Genomic DNA, 15,838 nt, shown 5'->3' with positions numbered 1-15,838 from the left:
CATATCGCCGCTTCATTGCTTCTTCAATGCCTTGCGCAAGTTGCCGACCTCTGTGCCCGAGGCCGGCGGCGCATCGTTGCCCCAGGAACTTCGCACGTAGGTCAGGACCTGGGCGATCTGCGCGTCGGTCAGGATCGTGTCGAAGGGCGGCATCTGCTGCGGCGCGGGGCCGGTTTCCGTGCGCGCGCTGTGGCCGCCTTCCATGATGATCCGCATCAGGCCGGTCTTGTCCTTCGCCAGCACGCTGGGGTTGCCTGCGAGCCTCGGATAAACGCCGGGAATGCCCATGCCGTCGGCCTGATGGCATTTGGCGCAGAAGCTCTTGTAGACCGATGCGCCTACCGACTCGACATCCATCGTGCGGTTGCCCTGGTCAGCGGTGGCCTCCGTGACGTTCTGCCGGTCCGGATGGAAGCGTCCGGAATCCGCGTTCGGCGGCAGGCTCTTCAGGTATACCGCGATGGCGCGCAAATCGTCTTCGTTCAAATGCTGCAGACTGGTCTCGATGGTTTCCACCATGCTGCCGAAGGCCATGTTGCCGTTGGCGTGGCCGGTCTTCATGAAGGAAACCAGTTCGTCCACGCTGACCCGGCCCAGACCCGACCCCATGCCGCTGTTCAGGTTGGGCGCGAACCAATGGTCGTTCACGCCGCCGGTCAGGAAGTGACGCGAGGATTCGTCGTCGCCGCGTTCCTGGAAGGCTGGGCCGCGCGGCGTGTGACAGGCGCCGCAATGGCCCAGGGCCTGCACAAGATAGGCGCCCCGGTTCCACTGGGCGTCCCGGTCGGGCCGGGGCTGGTAGACCCGGTCCGGCACGAACGCCGCCTGCCACAGCCGCAGCATCCAGCGCTGGTTGAAGGGGAAGGGCACTTTCGTCGGCGGCGGCGATATGGCGACGGGTTTTACGCCCTGCATCATGTAGGCATAGAGGGCGCGCATGTCCTCTTCGCTCATCTTCGCGAAGCCGGTGTAGGGCATGGCCGGGTAGAGCGGTTTGCCGCGGGCCACCCCTTCGCGCAGGGCGCGGGCGAAATCGTCGTAGCCGTACGCGCCGATGCCGTGGTCGCGGTCCGGCGTGATGTTGGTCGTGACAATGGTGCCGAATGGCGACCACAGCTCGCGGCCGCCGGCGTAGGGGGCGCCGCCCTTGGGGTTCGTGTGGCACCCGTAGCAATCGGCCGCGGCCGCGACATAGGCGCCTCGGGCAATCAAGGAGCCGGCCTCGGCGGGCGGCGCATCGGCGGGCCGCGCAACATCGGCGCGCTGCTTGCCGCCGGCAGGCGTCGCATCCGAGGCCGCCTGCGCGTCCGGGCTGGCGCGCGATGCCTCCGCTTTCGCGTCGCCATGCGGCAGACATAGCGCCAGCACAGCGCCGATGGCCAGCGCCGGCGCCAGCGGGTGTGCCGCCGGCAGCGCGGGCCGCGACAGCCAGCGCCAGGCGACGAACAGCCCTCCGATCAGGTAGGCCGCGCCGCCGGGCACCCACATCACCAGTCCTCCCAGCTGCTGGTCGCGCAAGGCGTCGATGCCCAGCGCCGACGCCGGCTCCAGGTAGGCGGGATACCAGAGCCCGGGCGCCAGCGTCAGCAGCGCGCCCAGGGCGCCGGTATGGACCATGGTGGTGAACAGCGACAGCATCGCGTAGGCGCCCGGGGCGCCGCGGCGCGGCGTGCCGAAGATCGGCCACCAGAACAGCAGCGCCGTCGCCAGGAAACTGAAGTGCTGCCAGGCGTGCAGCGCCGGATCCGCCAGGGCGGCCTGGAAGAAGCGCGGGACGTGCCACAGCCACAGCGCGGCGGCGTGCAGCATCCATGCGGCGATCGCGCCGGTGAGCACATGCCACAGGCGCAGCAGCGGCGCCCAGCGCCACGCATGCGCGACGGGCCGGCGCCAGGCGTGCGGGAACGCCCACAGCCACACGGCCAGGGGGCGGCTCATGACCAGCAGCGGCGCTGCCACGATCATCAGCATTTCGTGTTGCACCATGTGGGCGGAGAAAAGCACGTTGCCCAGCGTGTCGAGCGGGGACAGCAGCGCAATCGCCAGCGCCGCCCAGCCGCACAGGAACGCCATCAATTGCCGGAACCGGCCGCGGCGCGCCTCCAAATCGCCTGCCGTCCGTCTTGCCTGCAGGCGCCGGTAGCCGGTCAGGTACAGCGCCAGGCTGAGCAGCATGGGCGCGACGACCCAGGGTTCCGGCGTCAGCCCCAGGTCCGGCAAGCCCGATGCGTCAGGCGAGGCGACGTGCGCGTTCGCCGCGACGGGCGCGCATGCCCAGGCGCCGGCCATGACGGCGCGCCACCGCGCCCTGCGCGCCAGCGGGGGTCGTGCCATTGCGGTTTCCGTTCCGGTCATGCCTGTCATGCTGTGTTGTCTTCGTAGCCTAGAAGCGGGGCGCCAGGTAGATGACGGCGTAGATCGGTATCCAGCTGAACACGACGAAGTACCAGTACATCGCGTTCTCGCTGACGTCGACGTGCCGCCGGCCGTCGAAGGGGCCCGTCAGCAGCAGCACGCCGAGCACCGCCGTGTCCACCGTGTCGGTGATCAGATGCGTGGTGTGCAGGCCCAGCAGGAACCACACCACGGCGCCGTAGGCGTTCTCGTTCCACAGGATGTTGAGCGTGGTGAACTCCAGCGCCCGCAGCACCAGGAAGACTGCCGCCAGCAGCAGGCAGACCCACACCCACAAGGCGGCCCGCTTGCGGTCCAGCCGTTCGGCGGCGCGCTTGGCCAGGTGGTTCGGCCAAAGGCTCAGCAGCAGGATGACGGTGTTCGCCGTCCCCCAGAGCAGGGCTGGGGGGGCCGCACTGATCGGCCACGCAGGCGCCAGGGCGCGCAGATAGAAATACGTCATGACGCCGATGGCGAACACGGTGCCTTCGATCAGCATCAGGCCCAGCGTGCCCCACCACATCAGGCTGCGGTGACTGAAGCCGAAGGTGGGCAGGCCGGACACGTCGATCACCGCGCCGCGGTCGTTCGCCGGTGCGTCGCCCGCCCCGTGGCCGGACGGCGTCGTCATCGCGTGCGCTCCAGCCGCAGGGCCTGCGCCGTGGCCGAGCGGCGTGGCCAGAACCAGAAGATCATTGCGATGGCCACCGGCGCGGACAGCCACACCACCGCCCACGGCGTGAAAACGGAGCCGACGAACAGAATGGACGTCAGCACGGCGCTCAGGAAAGGCCAGATCGAGGGCGAGGGGAACAGCACGCGCAGGTCGGGCCGGGCGTCGACGGCCGTGGTCACCAGGACTTCGCGCGCATCGGCGGCCAGGCCGGCCACGTCCCCCTTCGGTCCGCCCGTCCAAAGCGGCTCACGGCTATCCACCACCGGCACGGCATCGAAGTTGTGCGGCGCGGGCGGGCTGTCCGCTCGCCATTCCAGCGTGCCGGCGGCCCACGGGTCGGGCCCCGCCGCGACGCCGTGGCGGCGGCAGCGCAGCACGTTGACGATGAAAACCGCGACCCCGGCGGCCAGCATCCAGGCGCCGATGGTGGCGCCCAGGTTCATCCCGTGCCAGCCCATGTCTTCCGGATAGGTCCAGACGCGCCGCGGCATGCCTTGCAGCCCCAGCAGATGCATGGGAAAGAACGTCAGGTTGAAGCCGATGAAGAACAGCCAGAAGTGCCAGCGGCCCAGCGTTTCGTTCAGGAGCCGGCCGGTGAACTTGGGGAACCAGTAGTAGAACGCGCCGAACAGGGGAAACACCGCGCCGCCGAACAGCACGTAGTGCAGATGCGCGACCACGAAGTAGGTGTCGTGGACCTGCATATCCAGCGATACCGAACCCAGCATGATGCCGGTCATGCCCCCCAGCACCAGAATGAAAAAGAAGGCCAGCACGAAGTACAGCGGAGTCTTCCACTGAAGCCGCCCGGTCGCCAGCGTCACGAGCCAGCAGAAAATCTGGACGCCCGATGGAATCGCGATGGAAAGGCTGGAGGCGGTGAAGAACCGCTTGCCCAGCTCCGGCATGCTGGTGGCGTACATGTGATGCGCCCACAGCCCGAATGCAAGGAACGCGGTGGCGATCAAGGCCAACACCATCGCGGGATAGCCGAACACGGGCCGGCGCGCGAAGGTCGCGACAATGGTGGAGATGAACCCCAGCGGCGGGATGAAGATCAGGTAGACCTCGGGATGCCCGAAGAACCAGAACAGGTGCTGCCAGAGCAGCACATCGCCGCCGCGCGCTGGGTTGTAGAAATGCGTGCCCACCAGGCGGTCCAGGATCAGCGCCGTGCTGCCGAACATCACCGACGGCATGGCAAAGAGCACCATGAACTGCGTGACCAGCGTGGCCCACACGAACAGCGGCATGCGGTTCAGCGTCATGCCGGGCGCGCGCAGCTTGAAGATCGTGGTGATCAGCACGATGGCTTCGAGCAGCGCCGCCAGTTCGGTGAAGGTGATCATCTGGGCCCAGATATCCACGCCCTTGCCGGGCGCATAGTCGGGACCGGACAGCGGCACGTAGGCGAACCAGCCCGCGTCCGGCCCCGCGCCCGCGAAGAATCCGCCGAACAGGAACAGCCCGCCGAACACGAAAACCCAGTACGCGTAGGCGTTCAGGCGCGGGAACGCGACGCTGCGCGCGCCGATCATCAAGGGCACCAGGTAGCCCGCGATCGCCTGCATGACCGGCACGGCGAACAGGAACATCATCGTCGTGCCATGCATCGTGAACAGCTGGTTGTACAGGGTGGGGCTGACCAGGCGGTTGTCCGGCCGGATCAGCTGCATCCGCATGGCCAGCGCCAGCAGGCCGCCCAGCAGGAAGAATGCAAAGGTCGCCAGCATGAAGCGGCGTGCGATGGTCTTGTGGTTGACGGCGCACAGCCAGCCGCGCCAGCCGGACGGATCACGCCAGGTATCGGCCAAAGCCGCGCGCACCGCTGGCGCGGCGTCGGGGCCGTCCAGCGGCCGGGCGGTGGGGGTGGCGGTCATTGCAGCGATCCCAGATAGCGCACCAGGGCCTGCAGGTCTTCGTCCTGCAGGCGCGTGGCGGGCATGTTGGTGGCGGGTTTCATCGCGCCCGGCTCGGCGATCCAGCGCGCCAGGTTTTCAGGGGTGTTGGCGACGGTGCCGGCGGCGATCAGCGGGCGGCTGGCCAGATGAGTCAGGTCCGGACCCAGCGTTCCACTGGCCGACGTGCCGCGTATCGTGTGGCATTGCGCGCAGGCATTGCCCAGGAATACGCCCAGCCCGCGCCGCAGCTCGGCATCCCGCGGCGTGCCGGCATCCCGGCTTTCGCGGTCGGCCCACGCGGCGTAGTCCTCCGAGGACGTGGCGCGCAGGGAAAACGCCATCAAGGCATGTTCGGCGCCGCAGAATTCGGCGCACTGGCCGCGGTATTCGCCCGGTTCGTCGGCCCGCAGCATGATGGCGGCGTCCCGGCCCGGGATCATGTCGCGCTTGCCGTGCAGATTGGGCACCCAGAAGGTGTGGATGACATCGGATGTCTTCAGCGTGACGCGCACGGGCCGGCCCACCGGCACCTGCAGCTGGTTCGCCGTGACGAATGCCGGGCGTCCGTCCTCTGCCTCGTAGCGGGTTTCCCACCACCATTGGTGGCCGACCATCTCCACCCGCAAGGGCTTGTCCATGGGCAGACGCGACAAAGCCCGGTCGGTGAGGAAATCGGCCGTCACGAGCCCGCAGAGCAGGACCACGGATACCCACGTTGCTGCCGCCACCATGCGGCGCGAGCGGCGGTCGGCGCGCGAGGCGGCGGCAAGGTCCACGCCGCTGTCCTTGCTATTGCGCGGATGCGTCTCGCCGCCGCGCGAGCCTCGCCAGATGGCGACGATCAGCGCCGCCAGCACGGCTACGAACACCGCCGTGCAGACGGTCAGGGTCAGGTGCCACAGCGACAGTATCCGTTCGGCCTGGATGCCCGCGGGCCGCAGCGCGTCCTGTTGCGGCGCGGCCGCGGCCGCGCCGCTCCACATCCACAACAGCCATCCTCGCGCGCGGCCGCCCATGGGTTTCGTCACGCTTCCTTGCGCAGCGTAATGGGGATCGACTTGGCGGCCGGCACCTTGCTCTCCTTGGCGTGGTGCCAAAGCGGGATCAGGGGGTTGCATTCCGGGTAGTAGCCCCACGCGCAGCCCGCCGGGATGTTGTAGGGCCGCACCGTCAGCCCGCCCACTTCGCGCCTGAAGCCGTCGTGCGCCACGGTGCTGGCGACCACCACGTCGTTCTCGCGCAGGCCCAGCCGCGCCATGTCGTCGGGGTTGAGCATGATGACCTTGCGCGTGCCGTAGACGCCCCGGAAGCGGTCGTCCAGCGCATACACCGTGGTATTGAACTGGTTGTCGCCGCGGGTGGTCATCAGGCGGATGACGTCTGCGCCGGTCTCGGGCATATCCGGATCGTCGTCCAGCGTTTCCGGCACGATGAAATTCGCCTTCCCCGTTTCGGTTTCCCATTTCCTTTCGCACGCGCCCAGGGGCCGGTGGAAGCCGCCGGGGTTCCACATGCGGCGGTTGAAATCCTTGAATATCTTCGGATAGGTGGCCTCGATGGCATCGCGGATCAGCGAGTAGTCGCCCACCCAGCGGTCCCAATCGACGTGCGGATTCGGCGGTAGCGTGGCTTTGGCGATACCCGCCACGATGGCCGGTTCCGACAGCAGCGTGCCGCTGGCCGGCTCCTGTATGCCGCGCGAGCCGTGGAAGCAGCCGGTGCTGTCTTCCATCGACACCGCCTGCTCGCCGGTGGCCTGGCGGTCGATCTCGATCCGGCTCAGGCAGGGCAGCAGATAGGCATGCCTGCCATGCAGCAGATGGCTGCGATTCAGGCGCGTGGCCACGTTCACCGTCAGGTCCAGGTTGCGCCAGGCGGGCTCCATCCGGTAATGATCCGGCGTTGCCCGTGCGAAATTGCCGCCCAGCGCAATGAAGGCGGACACCCTGCCTTCCAGAATGGCCTCGCAGGCCTCCACGGTATTCATGCCCTTTTTGGCGGGCGGCTCGAAGTGGTAGAGCTCGCGCAGTTTGTCCGCGGGAACCTTGTCGGGGTTTTCGGTGATGCCGACGGTGCGTTGGCCCTGCACGTTCGAGTGTCCGCGGATGGGGCAGACGCCGGCGCCCGGTTTGCCGATATTGCCCCGCAGCAGCAGCAGATTGGTCACCATCTGCACGCTCTGCACGCCGTTGCGGTGCTGCGTCAGGCCCATGCCATACAGCAGCATGGCGGCCCGCGCGCCGGCATAGGTGGCGGCCGCCTGGCTCAGGTCGGCGCGCGTCAGACCGGATTCGCGCTCGATTTCCTGCCAGTCCGTTTTGCGCATCGCATCGGCAAAAGCTTCGAAACCGTGCGTGTGTTCGGCGATGAAGGCATGGTCGAGGATGGGGGAGCCGCCGCTGGCCCGCGCCGCGTCGTCCGCCTCGATCAGCCATTTGCACAGGCCCGCCAGCGCCGCGGTGTCGCCGCCCAGGCGCAGTTGCAGGTACTGCGTGCTGATCCGCGTTTCCTTGCCCGTCAGCATCTCCACCGGCGACTGCGGGTTGGTGAAGCTGACCAGCCCCGGTTCGCGCAAGGGATTGAAGGTGATGATCGGAACGCCGCGCTTGCGGGCTTCCTGCAGCTGGTGCAGCATGCGGGGCGCGTTCGTGCCCGTGTTGTGGCCGAAGAACAGCATGCAATCGGTATGCTCGAAGTCTTCCAGCGTCACCGTCCCGACCGGCACGCCGATGGCCTTGGGCAATCCGACCGATGTGCTTTCGTGGCACATGTTGGAGCTGTCCGGCAGGTTGTTGGTGCCGTACATGCGCGCCAGCAAAGCGAACATGTACGAGGTTTCCAGCGATGCCCGGCCCGAGGTATAGAACACGGCGGCATCCGGATCGCGGCCGCGCAACAGGGCGCCGATTTCATCGAAGGCCTGCTGCCACGGGATTTCCACATACTTGTCCGTCTGCGGATCCCACCGCATGGGAGCGGTCAGCCGGCCGACCGCTTCCAGCTCGTGATCGGACCAGGACTCCAGCTCTGTACAGGTGTGCTCCGCGAAAAAACCGGGCGGCGCGCGCTTCGTGGTGATATCCCAGGCTGTCGCCTTGGCGCCGTTTTCGCAGAATTCGAAGGGATGCGGATTCGCGGGTTTGGCCCAGGAACAGCTGACGCACATATAGCCGTCGGGCTTGTTCTGGTGGGTCAGTACCCGGCTTCCATGCAGGAGCCGGTGTTCCTTGACCAGGATCGACCCGACGGCGCGAGCCGATCCCCAACCGCCAGCCGGATTGGTGTGCGGCCCCTTGCCGGTGTGTTCTTTCGCCATTTGCTCGTGCCCTTTGTACGCCCGGCTGCCTTGCCTGACGCTGCCTGAGCGGAGGGCGACGGCCGGAGTCGTTTGTAATGGGCCCGCGCGCGCAGGCGGACGGACCCAGGTGAGGGCGCATAGCAAAACGCGTGCCCACGGGCGGCGGCGCAGGGGCCGGCCCGTGCGGCGCTACACCGGCGCGCCCGCGCGGGAACGGAGGCGGTCCAGGATGACGGCAAGAATGATCACGACGCCGATGACCAGGGTCTGGTAATAGGCGGACACGCCGATCATGTTCATGACGTTCGACAGCATGCTCAGAACGATGACGCCATAGGCGACCTGGCGGATGCCGCCGGCGCCGCCCGTCAGAGCGACGCCGCCCAGCACCACGGCGGCCAGCGATTCCAGCGTCAGGTTGGGTGCGGCGATGGGCTGCGCCGAGCCGACCCAGGCGGTCAGCACCACGCTGGCGATGGCCGCGCACAGTCCGCTGGCGGCGTAGACCAGCACGGTATTGCGCCCGACATTCACGCCCGACTTCGAAGCGGCCGACAGGCTGGAGCCGATGGCGTATACGTGCCGCCCGAAAACCGTGTGTCGCAGGATGAAGCCGGCCGCCGCGGCGCAGCCCACGCCTATCCATACCGTCGTCGGGATGCCGAGCCAATCGCCGAAGCCCACCACGTCGGCGTAGCCGGCATCGATGCCGTAGATCGGCACGCCGCCGGAAAGAATCAGCGCCAGGGCCTGCGCCACCGATAGCATGCCGAGCGTAACGACCAGCGGGCTGACGCGGAACCACGCGATGATGGAGCCTGACACGGCGCCGATGGACAGGCCGGTCAGCAGCATGACGGCGATGCCGGCGGCCGGGCCGTACTGCGTCATGGTCAAAACGCCGGCCACGCCGGCCAGCGACATGACCGCCGCCAGCGAAAGATCCAGCCCGCCGCTGATGATGGCGAAGGCCTGGCCCACCGCCACGATAAGCAGGGGCATCATCTGCCGGGCCAGGTTCAGGAGGTTGTCGAGCGAGGCGAACTTCGGCTCGATGAGGGTCGTGATCACGGCCATCGCCACGATCACCAAGGGCAGCATGGTGCCCGAGCCATAGCGCCTGCGTCGCGATGCGGAGCTGCCGCTGCCTTTACGCCATTCCATCCTCATGGGTTGCATCCGTTCCACCTTTGCGCATGTTCGCCGGCGCCGCGCGCCGATGGGGTGCCCAGTACGTCGCGCACGATATCGGCCTGGTCCGCTGGCGTGGGGTTGTCATAGCAGCGCACCGCCTGGCCTTCGTAGAAGGTATGGACGGTGTCGCACAGGGCGATGGTCTCCGGCAGGTCGCTGGACAGCAGGACCACCCCCACGCCGCTGGCCGCGAGGCGCCGGATGCAATCGTGCAGATTGGCCTTGGCGTTCACGTCGATCCCGGCGGTGGGCTCCTCCAGCAGCAGCACGCGGCGCGCGCGCGACATGGCGCGCGCCATCAGCACCTTCTGCTGATTGCCCCCGCTCAGGCTGGTGATGCGGTCGTCCATGTCCTGGCATTTGACGCCGAACCGGTCGAGGAGGGCGCGCGCCGCCTGCGTCTCGGCACGCGCGGAAACCACGCCGAACCGGCTCAGCTCGCCGAGCATGCCCAGGCACAGGTTCTCCCGCACCGACAGCGAGCCGAACACGCCGTTGCTGGCCCGCCCGGACGGCAGATAGGCAACGCCCGCCCGTACGGCTTCGGCGGGACTGCGCGGCCGGAACGGCCGGCCGTCCAGCAGAAAGGACAGCCGTCCGGCGCCGCGCAGGCCGGCCAACGCGTGAACGATGGCCTCGGCGCCGCAGCCGACCACGCCGTACAGGCCGACGATCTCGCCGCGTGCGACGTCCAGCGGCATCGCGGAACCATCCGCCCGGGCCAGGTGTTCGATCCGCAGGATCGCGGCCCCATCGGACCGGCGATCCGCGCGCGGGGCGGGGCTGCGCAGCTTGCCTCCGGTGGCGCGCGCCAGCACGTCGTCGGCGTCCAGTTCGCGGTCCATGGCAAAGGAATCGACAAGCTGGCCATTGCGCATGACGCTGACGCGGTCGGCCAGCGCCATGACATCGTCGATGTGGTGGGTGATCAGCACCAGGGCGCGGCCCTCGTCGCGCAGCTTGCGCAGCACCTCGAACAGCTTGCGCTTTTCCACGGCGCCCAGCATGGCGGTGGGTTCGTCCAGCACAACCAATCGCGGCGACTGCATCAGCGCCTTGGCGATCTCGATCATCTGCTGTGTGGCGACGGGCAGGCGCTTTACCGGTTCCTCGATGTCCACACGGCAGTCCAGCCGGTCCAGGATGGCGCGCACCGCCTCGGCTTCCCGGCCGTGCCGCAGACGGGCAAACGGGCCGCCGGCCTGCGCGGCGCCCAGAAGCAGGTTGGCGCGTACCGTCAGATCGGGCGCCAGGGACAGTTCCTGGAACACCATCGCGATTCCCTGCGCCCGCGAGGCATTGACGCCGCGCAGCGAAACGGGCTCGCCATCCCAGAACAGACGTCCTTCATCGGGCTCGTGCAGCCCGCCCATGATTTTGCCGATGGTGGACTTGCCCGCGCCGTTCTCGCCCAGGATGCAGTGGATTTCGCCGCGCCGAAAGTCCAGCGATACGCCGCTCAGTGCCACCGTCGCGCCAAAACGCTTGGATACGTCGCGCAGCGCCAGCAGGGGCTCGTCGCCCGTGGTGCGCGCAGGCGCGTCCCCGGCGCTGCCGGGCTCGGGCGACGCCGTTTCGCGGGCAAGGTTCGATGTGAGCATGGTTCGAAGTCCCGCCGCTTCATTTCATCGCGGTGACGCTCCAGCCTTGCGGCGGAATCTCGTACACGTCGAAGGGGTAGGTGGACGCGTTCTCGGGCGTGATGACCACGGGCGGCGTCAGCACATACGGGTAGGGCAGGGCGGCGTCCTTCTTCATGTTCGGCATGGGTTTGCCTTCGTGGTCGCGGATCGCGTACTGGACGATCAGGCGGCCCATCAGGATGCCCGGCTCGGACGCCACCGCCAGGAAGCGGCCGTCCTTGATCATCGGTATGGCCTCGCGCACCACGGCGCTGGAAACCACCTTTACGTTGCGGCGCTGTTGGCGGACCGCCTGCACGGCGCCCATGCCCAGTGGAATGACGGGCGTGTAGATGAAGTCGGCATTGGGGTCGCGCAGCAACAGGTCCGACGCCTGCGACATGCCGTAGGCCAGGTCCACGCCGCCGCCGAAGGCGCCCGGAACGACCTTCATCCCGGGGCACTGGCCCGCTTCCTTGCGGAAGGCCTCGTAGCGCAGGCGCGTCCACTCGGCGCCCGCCGGTCCCGGTATGGTCAATGTGGTCGAAGCCGGCTTGTGCGCGCAGATGGCTTTCGCCAAGGCCGTTCCGATGGCGCCCTCATCCTGGCCCACGCCGAACGTCACGTTGGGACTGTTGACCGGAATGCCCACGGCCAGCACCTTGCTGCCGGCGCTCTGCAAGCCCTTGAACACCGCGTCGTAGCCGTCGAAACTGGCCGCGCCCACCACGACGTAGTTGGCGCCCCGTGTCTTCAAGGCCTCCAGCTGGGCGAACTGCTCGCGCACATTGCCATACGCGCCGGCCACGGCCACCTGCATGACCTGCACGCCGCTGCGCCTGGCTTCGTCCTGGATGCCGTAAGCGATGCCTTTCCAGAAGTCGTCCTGCAGGTGCACCAGCGTGACCCCGATGGTGAAGGGTTTCTCGGCCTGGATCGGTTCGACCAGGCCCTTGAACCGGTCCGCCTCGGCGGCCGCTGCGGGAATCGCCGCCGCGGCCAGGACGGCCGCGGCGGCACAGGCGGCGGCGCCGACCGTCTTGGCCAGGCGTCTTGCCTGGAATTCGAAGCGCTTCATAACAACCTCCGGTAAGCGGGGCTCTCGTTGTCATTCGGGAAGGAAGCTGCCTTGCCCGTTCGCTTCGTCGTAGACGTACAAACCGGACAGGAAGGTCTTGGTGCGCTCGTACCACATGCGCCGGCGCGGAGCAGGCGGGGTGCGGTCGATCGGCGCGCCGCCCTGGAAGATGTAATCGAAGCGGCTGGGCCGCTGGAGCAGGGCGATGTCCTGGATGGGATCGCCCGGCACCACCAGAATGTCGGCATATCGCCCGGCCTCCAGCTTGCCCACTTTGTCGCGGTAGCGCGGGGACAGCAGGCGCGTGGCGGCCAGCGTATTCGCATGGATGGCCTGCAGCGGCGTCAGCTCCAGCAGCTTGACGAAGATTTCCATTTCGCGGGCATGCCAATGTCCATAGGGCACCGGCGACCACCCGCTCTCGCTGCCGGCGATCAGCGGCACGCCGGCGTCGTACGCCTTGCGAAGGTTGACGCGCGCGGCGGCCACCTCACGCTCGAAGGCCTCGACGCCGGACGCGCCCGCCATGGCACGGTTGGCCTCGATCAGGTTGACCAGCAGCGTCAGCGTGGGCGTGATGACGCAGCCGTTCTTCAAACAGGCTTCGATGCCCGCATCGTCGATGTACGACGCATGGAAAATGTTGTCGAACCCCGCCAGCGCGGCATCGCGCGACGACACCGTGGACCGGGCATGAATGCTGCAAAGCTTGCCCAGGCGGTGCGTCTCATCGGCGATGCACCGCAATTCGTCGAGCGTAAAGGCCGATATGTCCTGCGCGTCTGGCGTGATCAGGTTGTCGTTGGACCCGGACACCTTGATGGCGTCCACGCCGTCCTTGACCTGCAGGCGTACCGCTTCCACAAGATCGTCCGGGTTCCTGACCAGTACCGCAGCCTGTCCCACGGGAAAGGCCATTTCGCTGGGGAAGGAATCTTCCAGGCCCTGGTGATTGGTGATCTGCCTGCCGGAGACCGTATAGCGCGGGCCCGGGAACATGCCGGTATCGATGGCGTCGCGCACGGCCTGGGCCACGGCATAGGTGGTGGCGGCGTCGAACGCGCTGGTGACGCCGGCCTGAAGGATCTTGCGCGCGTAGTACAGCGCCTTGGCGGTACGGAACTCCACCGGCGTGTACAGCGCATTCTCTTCTTCCGACCGCGACTCGCCGAACGAGATGTGGGTGTGGCCGTCGATCAGCCCTGGCATGATCGTGCGCCCCGGCAGGTCGATCAGCGTGTATTCGTCGGCGTTGTACTGGGGCGGCAGGTCGCGCGCCGCGCCCGCCCAGGCAATGTATTGCCCGTCCGTGACGACCGCGCCTTGCTCGAGCGGCGCGTTCAGCGTGCCGTCGATCACTTTTCCCTTCAGCAGATAGCCTTTTCGGTTCATTGCGCGCTCCGGTTCAGGCGCCGCCCAGGTGGCGTCCGAAGAAATCGAAGGCCAGGGCGATAAAGGTGTCGGCCCGTTCCACGGCCACCGAATGCGAACAGCGGCCCAGCAGCGCGACGTCGACGTCGGCCAAACGTGCGGCCACTTCCCGGGTGGAGGACGCCGGGAAGGCCTGGTCCTGCAGGCCGTGCAGCATCAGCACCGGCTGCGTCACCCGGGCCAGCGTGGAGCCGGAGAGCACGGCGGCGTCGATGTACTGCTGCTTGTCCCCGCGAAACATGTCGTCGAAGTAGTCGGCATAGCCATCGGCGAAGATGACCTGTTCGCGCGCCTGCAAATACGCTTCGTCGATGCCCGAGGTGTCGTGAATCAGGCCCGACAGCGCCTGCACGAGCTGCTGCCGGTTGCGCGGGCAGGTCCAGGTGCGGACGGTGTCCTCGTTCAGATCGAACGGGGCGCCCATGGCGCCGGTGGTCATGATGGCGGCGGCCCGGCGATCGCTCGCCGCCATGGTCAAGGCGATGGAGGCCGACAGCGAGTGCGCGACGACTCCCACGCGGTCACCCGGAATGCGCGCCAGCATGGCGCCGGCCTGCCGCACCCACATGTCGTAATCGAAGTACGGAGGCTCCGGTTTGCGGCCGCTGCGGCCGAAGCCGACCAGGTCCATCGCGTAGACGGTGTACCGTTCCGCGAGCCGCGGCAGCACTGCCTTCCAATTGCCGATGCTGGAGGCGCCGGGGCCCGATCCGTGCAGCAGCAATAGGGGCTGGCCCTGGCCCGCCCGGTAGTAGCCGGCCTGAACGCCTTCGAAGTCAAAAGTGCCCGTATCCAAGATCCATCCTCGTTGACGCAATGCCATGTCCCTGCGATTGCCGGATGGCGCCAGGCCGTCAAGCCCTGCCCGCGCCGGGAGCGGTCAGCCGGCGTGCACGATCGCCTCGACCTCGATCTGGAAGTCCTCCTTGACCAGGCGGTCGACGATGAGCAGCGTATTGGGCGGGTAATCCTTGCCGCGGAAAATCTGCGGGAAGTACTCCGCGCGCAGCCTCATGAACTTCTCGATGTCCTGGGAATGCACCAGGTAGGTGGTGAACTTGACCACGTTGTTGAAGTCGGCGCCCACGCCTTTCAGTACGTCTCCCAGGTTGCGGAACACCTGCTTGAACTGCGCGTCGAAGTCGTGTTTGCCCACCACGCTGCCGTCCGCGCCCACTGAAAGCTGGCCGGCGACGAAGAGCAGTTTGCCGTCGGCCGTGCCGATGTGGGAATACAGGCCTTGCGCCGGGCAGCTTCCCTCGGGGTTGACGTATTTCACTTGCGTGGTCATGCGATCTCCTTGGAAGGGCGGCCCCAGGGGCAAAGTTGTATAAAAAATAAAATGCGGGCTCAGTCTAGCCCTTCCTTGAGGCGGGCAAATTGGGAATAACCCCGAATCCACAAGGGATCAAGGGTAAATCGCTATGCGAGTCAGCAAGCGGTATGGGGCCGCCTTGGCAGCCAGTTTTGCGGATTTTCACGAAGATTCCGGCGCATCACGTTTTTTTATACAATCTGAGGCTGACACGGCCACACCCTTCCAATCATGCCCATCGAACAGCTTTCCGACCCCGCGCCCAGCCAGACCTTGCCCAGCATGGTCTATCAGAAGCTGCGGGACGCCATCCTGAACGGCATCTTCCGGCCGGGACAAATGCTGCGCCAGGACGAAGTGGCCGCAAGGCTGGGCGTCAGCCGCAGCCCGCTGCGCGAGGCGCTGCCCCGGCTGGAAGCGGACGGCATCGTGATCCTGCATCCGCGCCGCGGCTACGCCGTGGCCAGTCTCGATCCCAAGCAGATCACAGAAGTTTTCGACCTGCGTTGCCTGCTGGAGACGGAACTGGCGCGTCGCGCCATCGCCAGGCGGACGGAAGCCGACATCGCCGCCGTCTATGGCATCGCATCGGAAATGGCCACGCTAGCCGAACGCGCCGACGACGAAAGCCGGGCGAAATGGTTCGACCTGAACATGCGCTTTCACACGGCGCTGCTCAGTCCGGCGGATTGCCCGCATCACCTGCGCGCGCTCGACCACTCGCGCAACCTGATCGAAGCCTATATCCGCACGGAAACGCGCCTGACGGGCGATTTGACAGAGGCGCAGCAGGAGCACATTCAGCTTGCCCAGGCCTTCGTGCTGGGCGACGCCGAAAAATTCGTCACGCTGACGCGCGAACATTCGGAACACACCCGGCGGCGGCTGCTGGCCGGTCTGCCGAAACCGGACCCGGCCTGACTGCAAGG

12 protein-coding genes and 1 pseudogene are annotated in these 15,838 nt (G+C 67.3%); 1 reads left to right on the top strand and 12 read right to left on the bottom strand.

Translation table 11 applies throughout. The features are described 5' to 3' along the window. Positions 1-12: 12 nt before the first annotated feature. From CAL13_RS21710 to CAL13_RS11655, 12 genes and pseudogenes are all read right to left on the bottom strand, one after another. The gene (locus CAL13_RS21710; protein WP_420042447.1) at positions 13-1,368 is read right to left on the bottom strand and encodes a c-type cytochrome; all 1,356 of its coding nucleotides are present in this window, start codon (positions 1,366-1,368) and stop codon (positions 13-15) included. A gap of 117 nt (positions 1,369-1,485) precedes the next feature. After that, positions 1,486-2,175: pseudogene (locus CAL13_RS21705) on the bottom strand (cytochrome c oxidase assembly protein); the annotation flags it as partial. A gap of 208 nt (positions 2,176-2,383) precedes the next feature. Next, positions 2,384-3,025 carry a cytochrome c oxidase subunit 3 gene (locus CAL13_RS11700; RefSeq protein WP_086057548.1) on the bottom strand — a complete coding sequence of 214 codons (642 nt, stop codon included), beginning with the start codon at positions 3,023-3,025 and terminating at the stop codon, positions 2,384-2,386. Next, positions 3,022-4,950 (bottom strand): cytochrome c oxidase subunit I, encoded by a 1,929-nt coding sequence (gene ctaD, locus CAL13_RS11695; RefSeq protein WP_086072487.1) that lies wholly within the window; start codon positions 4,948-4,950, stop codon positions 3,022-3,024. The genes CAL13_RS11700 and ctaD overlap by 4 nt, the downstream gene beginning before the upstream one ends. Further along, positions 4,947-5,999, bottom strand: a complete 1,053-nt coding sequence (gene coxB / locus CAL13_RS11690; protein WP_232467648.1) for a cytochrome c oxidase subunit II — start codon at positions 5,997-5,999, stop codon at positions 4,947-4,949. The genes ctaD and coxB overlap by 4 nt, the downstream gene beginning before the upstream one ends. Next, entirely contained in the window at positions 5,996-8,287 is a 2,292-nt protein-coding gene (locus tag CAL13_RS11685) for an FdhF/YdeP family oxidoreductase (RefSeq protein ID WP_086072486.1), read from the bottom strand. The genes coxB and CAL13_RS11685 overlap by 4 nt, the downstream gene beginning before the upstream one ends. A gap of 171 nt (positions 8,288-8,458) precedes the next feature. Further along, positions 8,459-9,433: an ABC transporter permease gene (locus CAL13_RS11680; protein WP_232467647.1), complete on the bottom strand. Its 975-nt coding sequence runs from the start codon at positions 9,431-9,433 to the stop codon at positions 8,459-8,461. 2 nt (positions 9,434-9,435) lie between these two features. Then, positions 9,436-11,064: a sugar ABC transporter ATP-binding protein gene (locus tag CAL13_RS11675; protein ID WP_086072484.1), complete on the bottom strand. Its 1,629-nt coding sequence runs from the start codon at positions 11,062-11,064 to the stop codon at positions 9,436-9,438. Between the two features lie 19 nt (positions 11,065-11,083). After that, on the bottom strand, positions 11,084-12,163 hold the full coding sequence (locus CAL13_RS11670; RefSeq protein WP_086072483.1) for a substrate-binding domain-containing protein: 1,080 nt from the start codon (positions 12,161-12,163) through the stop codon (positions 11,084-11,086). Between the two features lie 30 nt (positions 12,164-12,193). Further along, positions 12,194-13,555 carry a metal-dependent hydrolase family protein gene (locus CAL13_RS11665; protein ID WP_086072482.1) on the bottom strand — a complete coding sequence of 454 codons (1,362 nt, stop codon included), beginning with the start codon at positions 13,553-13,555 and terminating at the stop codon, positions 12,194-12,196. A 13-nt stretch (positions 13,556-13,568) separates the two neighbouring features. Beyond that, positions 13,569-14,390: an alpha/beta fold hydrolase gene (locus CAL13_RS11660; protein WP_232467646.1), complete on the bottom strand. Its 822-nt coding sequence runs from the start codon at positions 14,388-14,390 to the stop codon at positions 13,569-13,571. Positions 14,391-14,474: 84 nt separating this feature from the next. Next, complete coding sequence (locus CAL13_RS11655) at positions 14,475-14,885, bottom strand: RidA family protein (RefSeq protein WP_086057540.1); 411 nt, start codon at positions 14,883-14,885, stop codon at positions 14,475-14,477. A 255-nt stretch (positions 14,886-15,140) separates the two neighbouring features. On the opposite strand from CAL13_RS11655, the gene CAL13_RS11650 reads away from it, so the two are divergent. Continuing rightward, positions 15,141-15,830, top strand: a complete 690-nt coding sequence (locus CAL13_RS11650) for a GntR family transcriptional regulator (RefSeq protein ID WP_086072480.1) — start codon at positions 15,141-15,143, stop codon at positions 15,828-15,830. Positions 15,831-15,838 lie beyond the last annotated feature (8 nt).

Origin of the sequence: Bordetella genomosp. 9, from assembly GCF_002119725.1 — a bacterium.
Classification (GTDB): domain Bacteria; phylum Pseudomonadota; class Gammaproteobacteria; order Burkholderiales; family Burkholderiaceae_B; genus Bordetella_C.
This window is presented reverse-complemented; position numbering and strand designations above follow the sequence as displayed.

Excerpts from the sequence above, each read along its gene's own strand:
- CAL13_RS11700 (WP_086057548.1), bottom strand. The coding sequence starts at position 3,025 with ATGACGACGCCGTCCGGCCACGGGGCGGGCGACGCACCGGCGAACGAC.
- ctaD (WP_086072487.1), bottom strand. The coding sequence starts at position 4,950 with ATGACCGCCACCCCCACCGCCCGGCCGCTGGACGGCCCCGACGCCGCG.
- CAL13_RS11685 (WP_086072486.1), bottom strand. The coding sequence starts at position 8,287 with ATGGCGAAAGAACACACCGGCAAGGGGCCGCACACCAATCCGGCTGGC.
- CAL13_RS11680 (WP_232467647.1), bottom strand. The coding sequence starts at position 9,433 with ATGGAATGGCGTAAAGGCAGCGGCAGCTCCGCATCGCGACGCAGGCGC.
- CAL13_RS11675 (WP_086072484.1), bottom strand. The coding sequence starts at position 11,064 with ATGCTCACATCGAACCTTGCCCGCGAAACGGCGTCGCCCGAGCCCGGC.
- CAL13_RS11670 (WP_086072483.1), bottom strand. The coding sequence starts at position 12,163 with ATGAAGCGCTTCGAATTCCAGGCAAGACGCCTGGCCAAGACGGTCGGC.
- CAL13_RS11665 (WP_086072482.1), bottom strand. The coding sequence starts at position 13,555 with ATGAACCGAAAAGGCTATCTGCTGAAGGGAAAAGTGATCGACGGCACG.
- CAL13_RS11655 (WP_086057540.1), bottom strand. The coding sequence starts at position 14,885 with ATGACCACGCAAGTGAAATACGTCAACCCCGAGGGAAGCTGCCCGGCG.
- CAL13_RS11650 (WP_086072480.1), top strand. The coding sequence starts at position 15,141 with ATGCCCATCGAACAGCTTTCCGACCCCGCGCCCAGCCAGACCTTGCCC.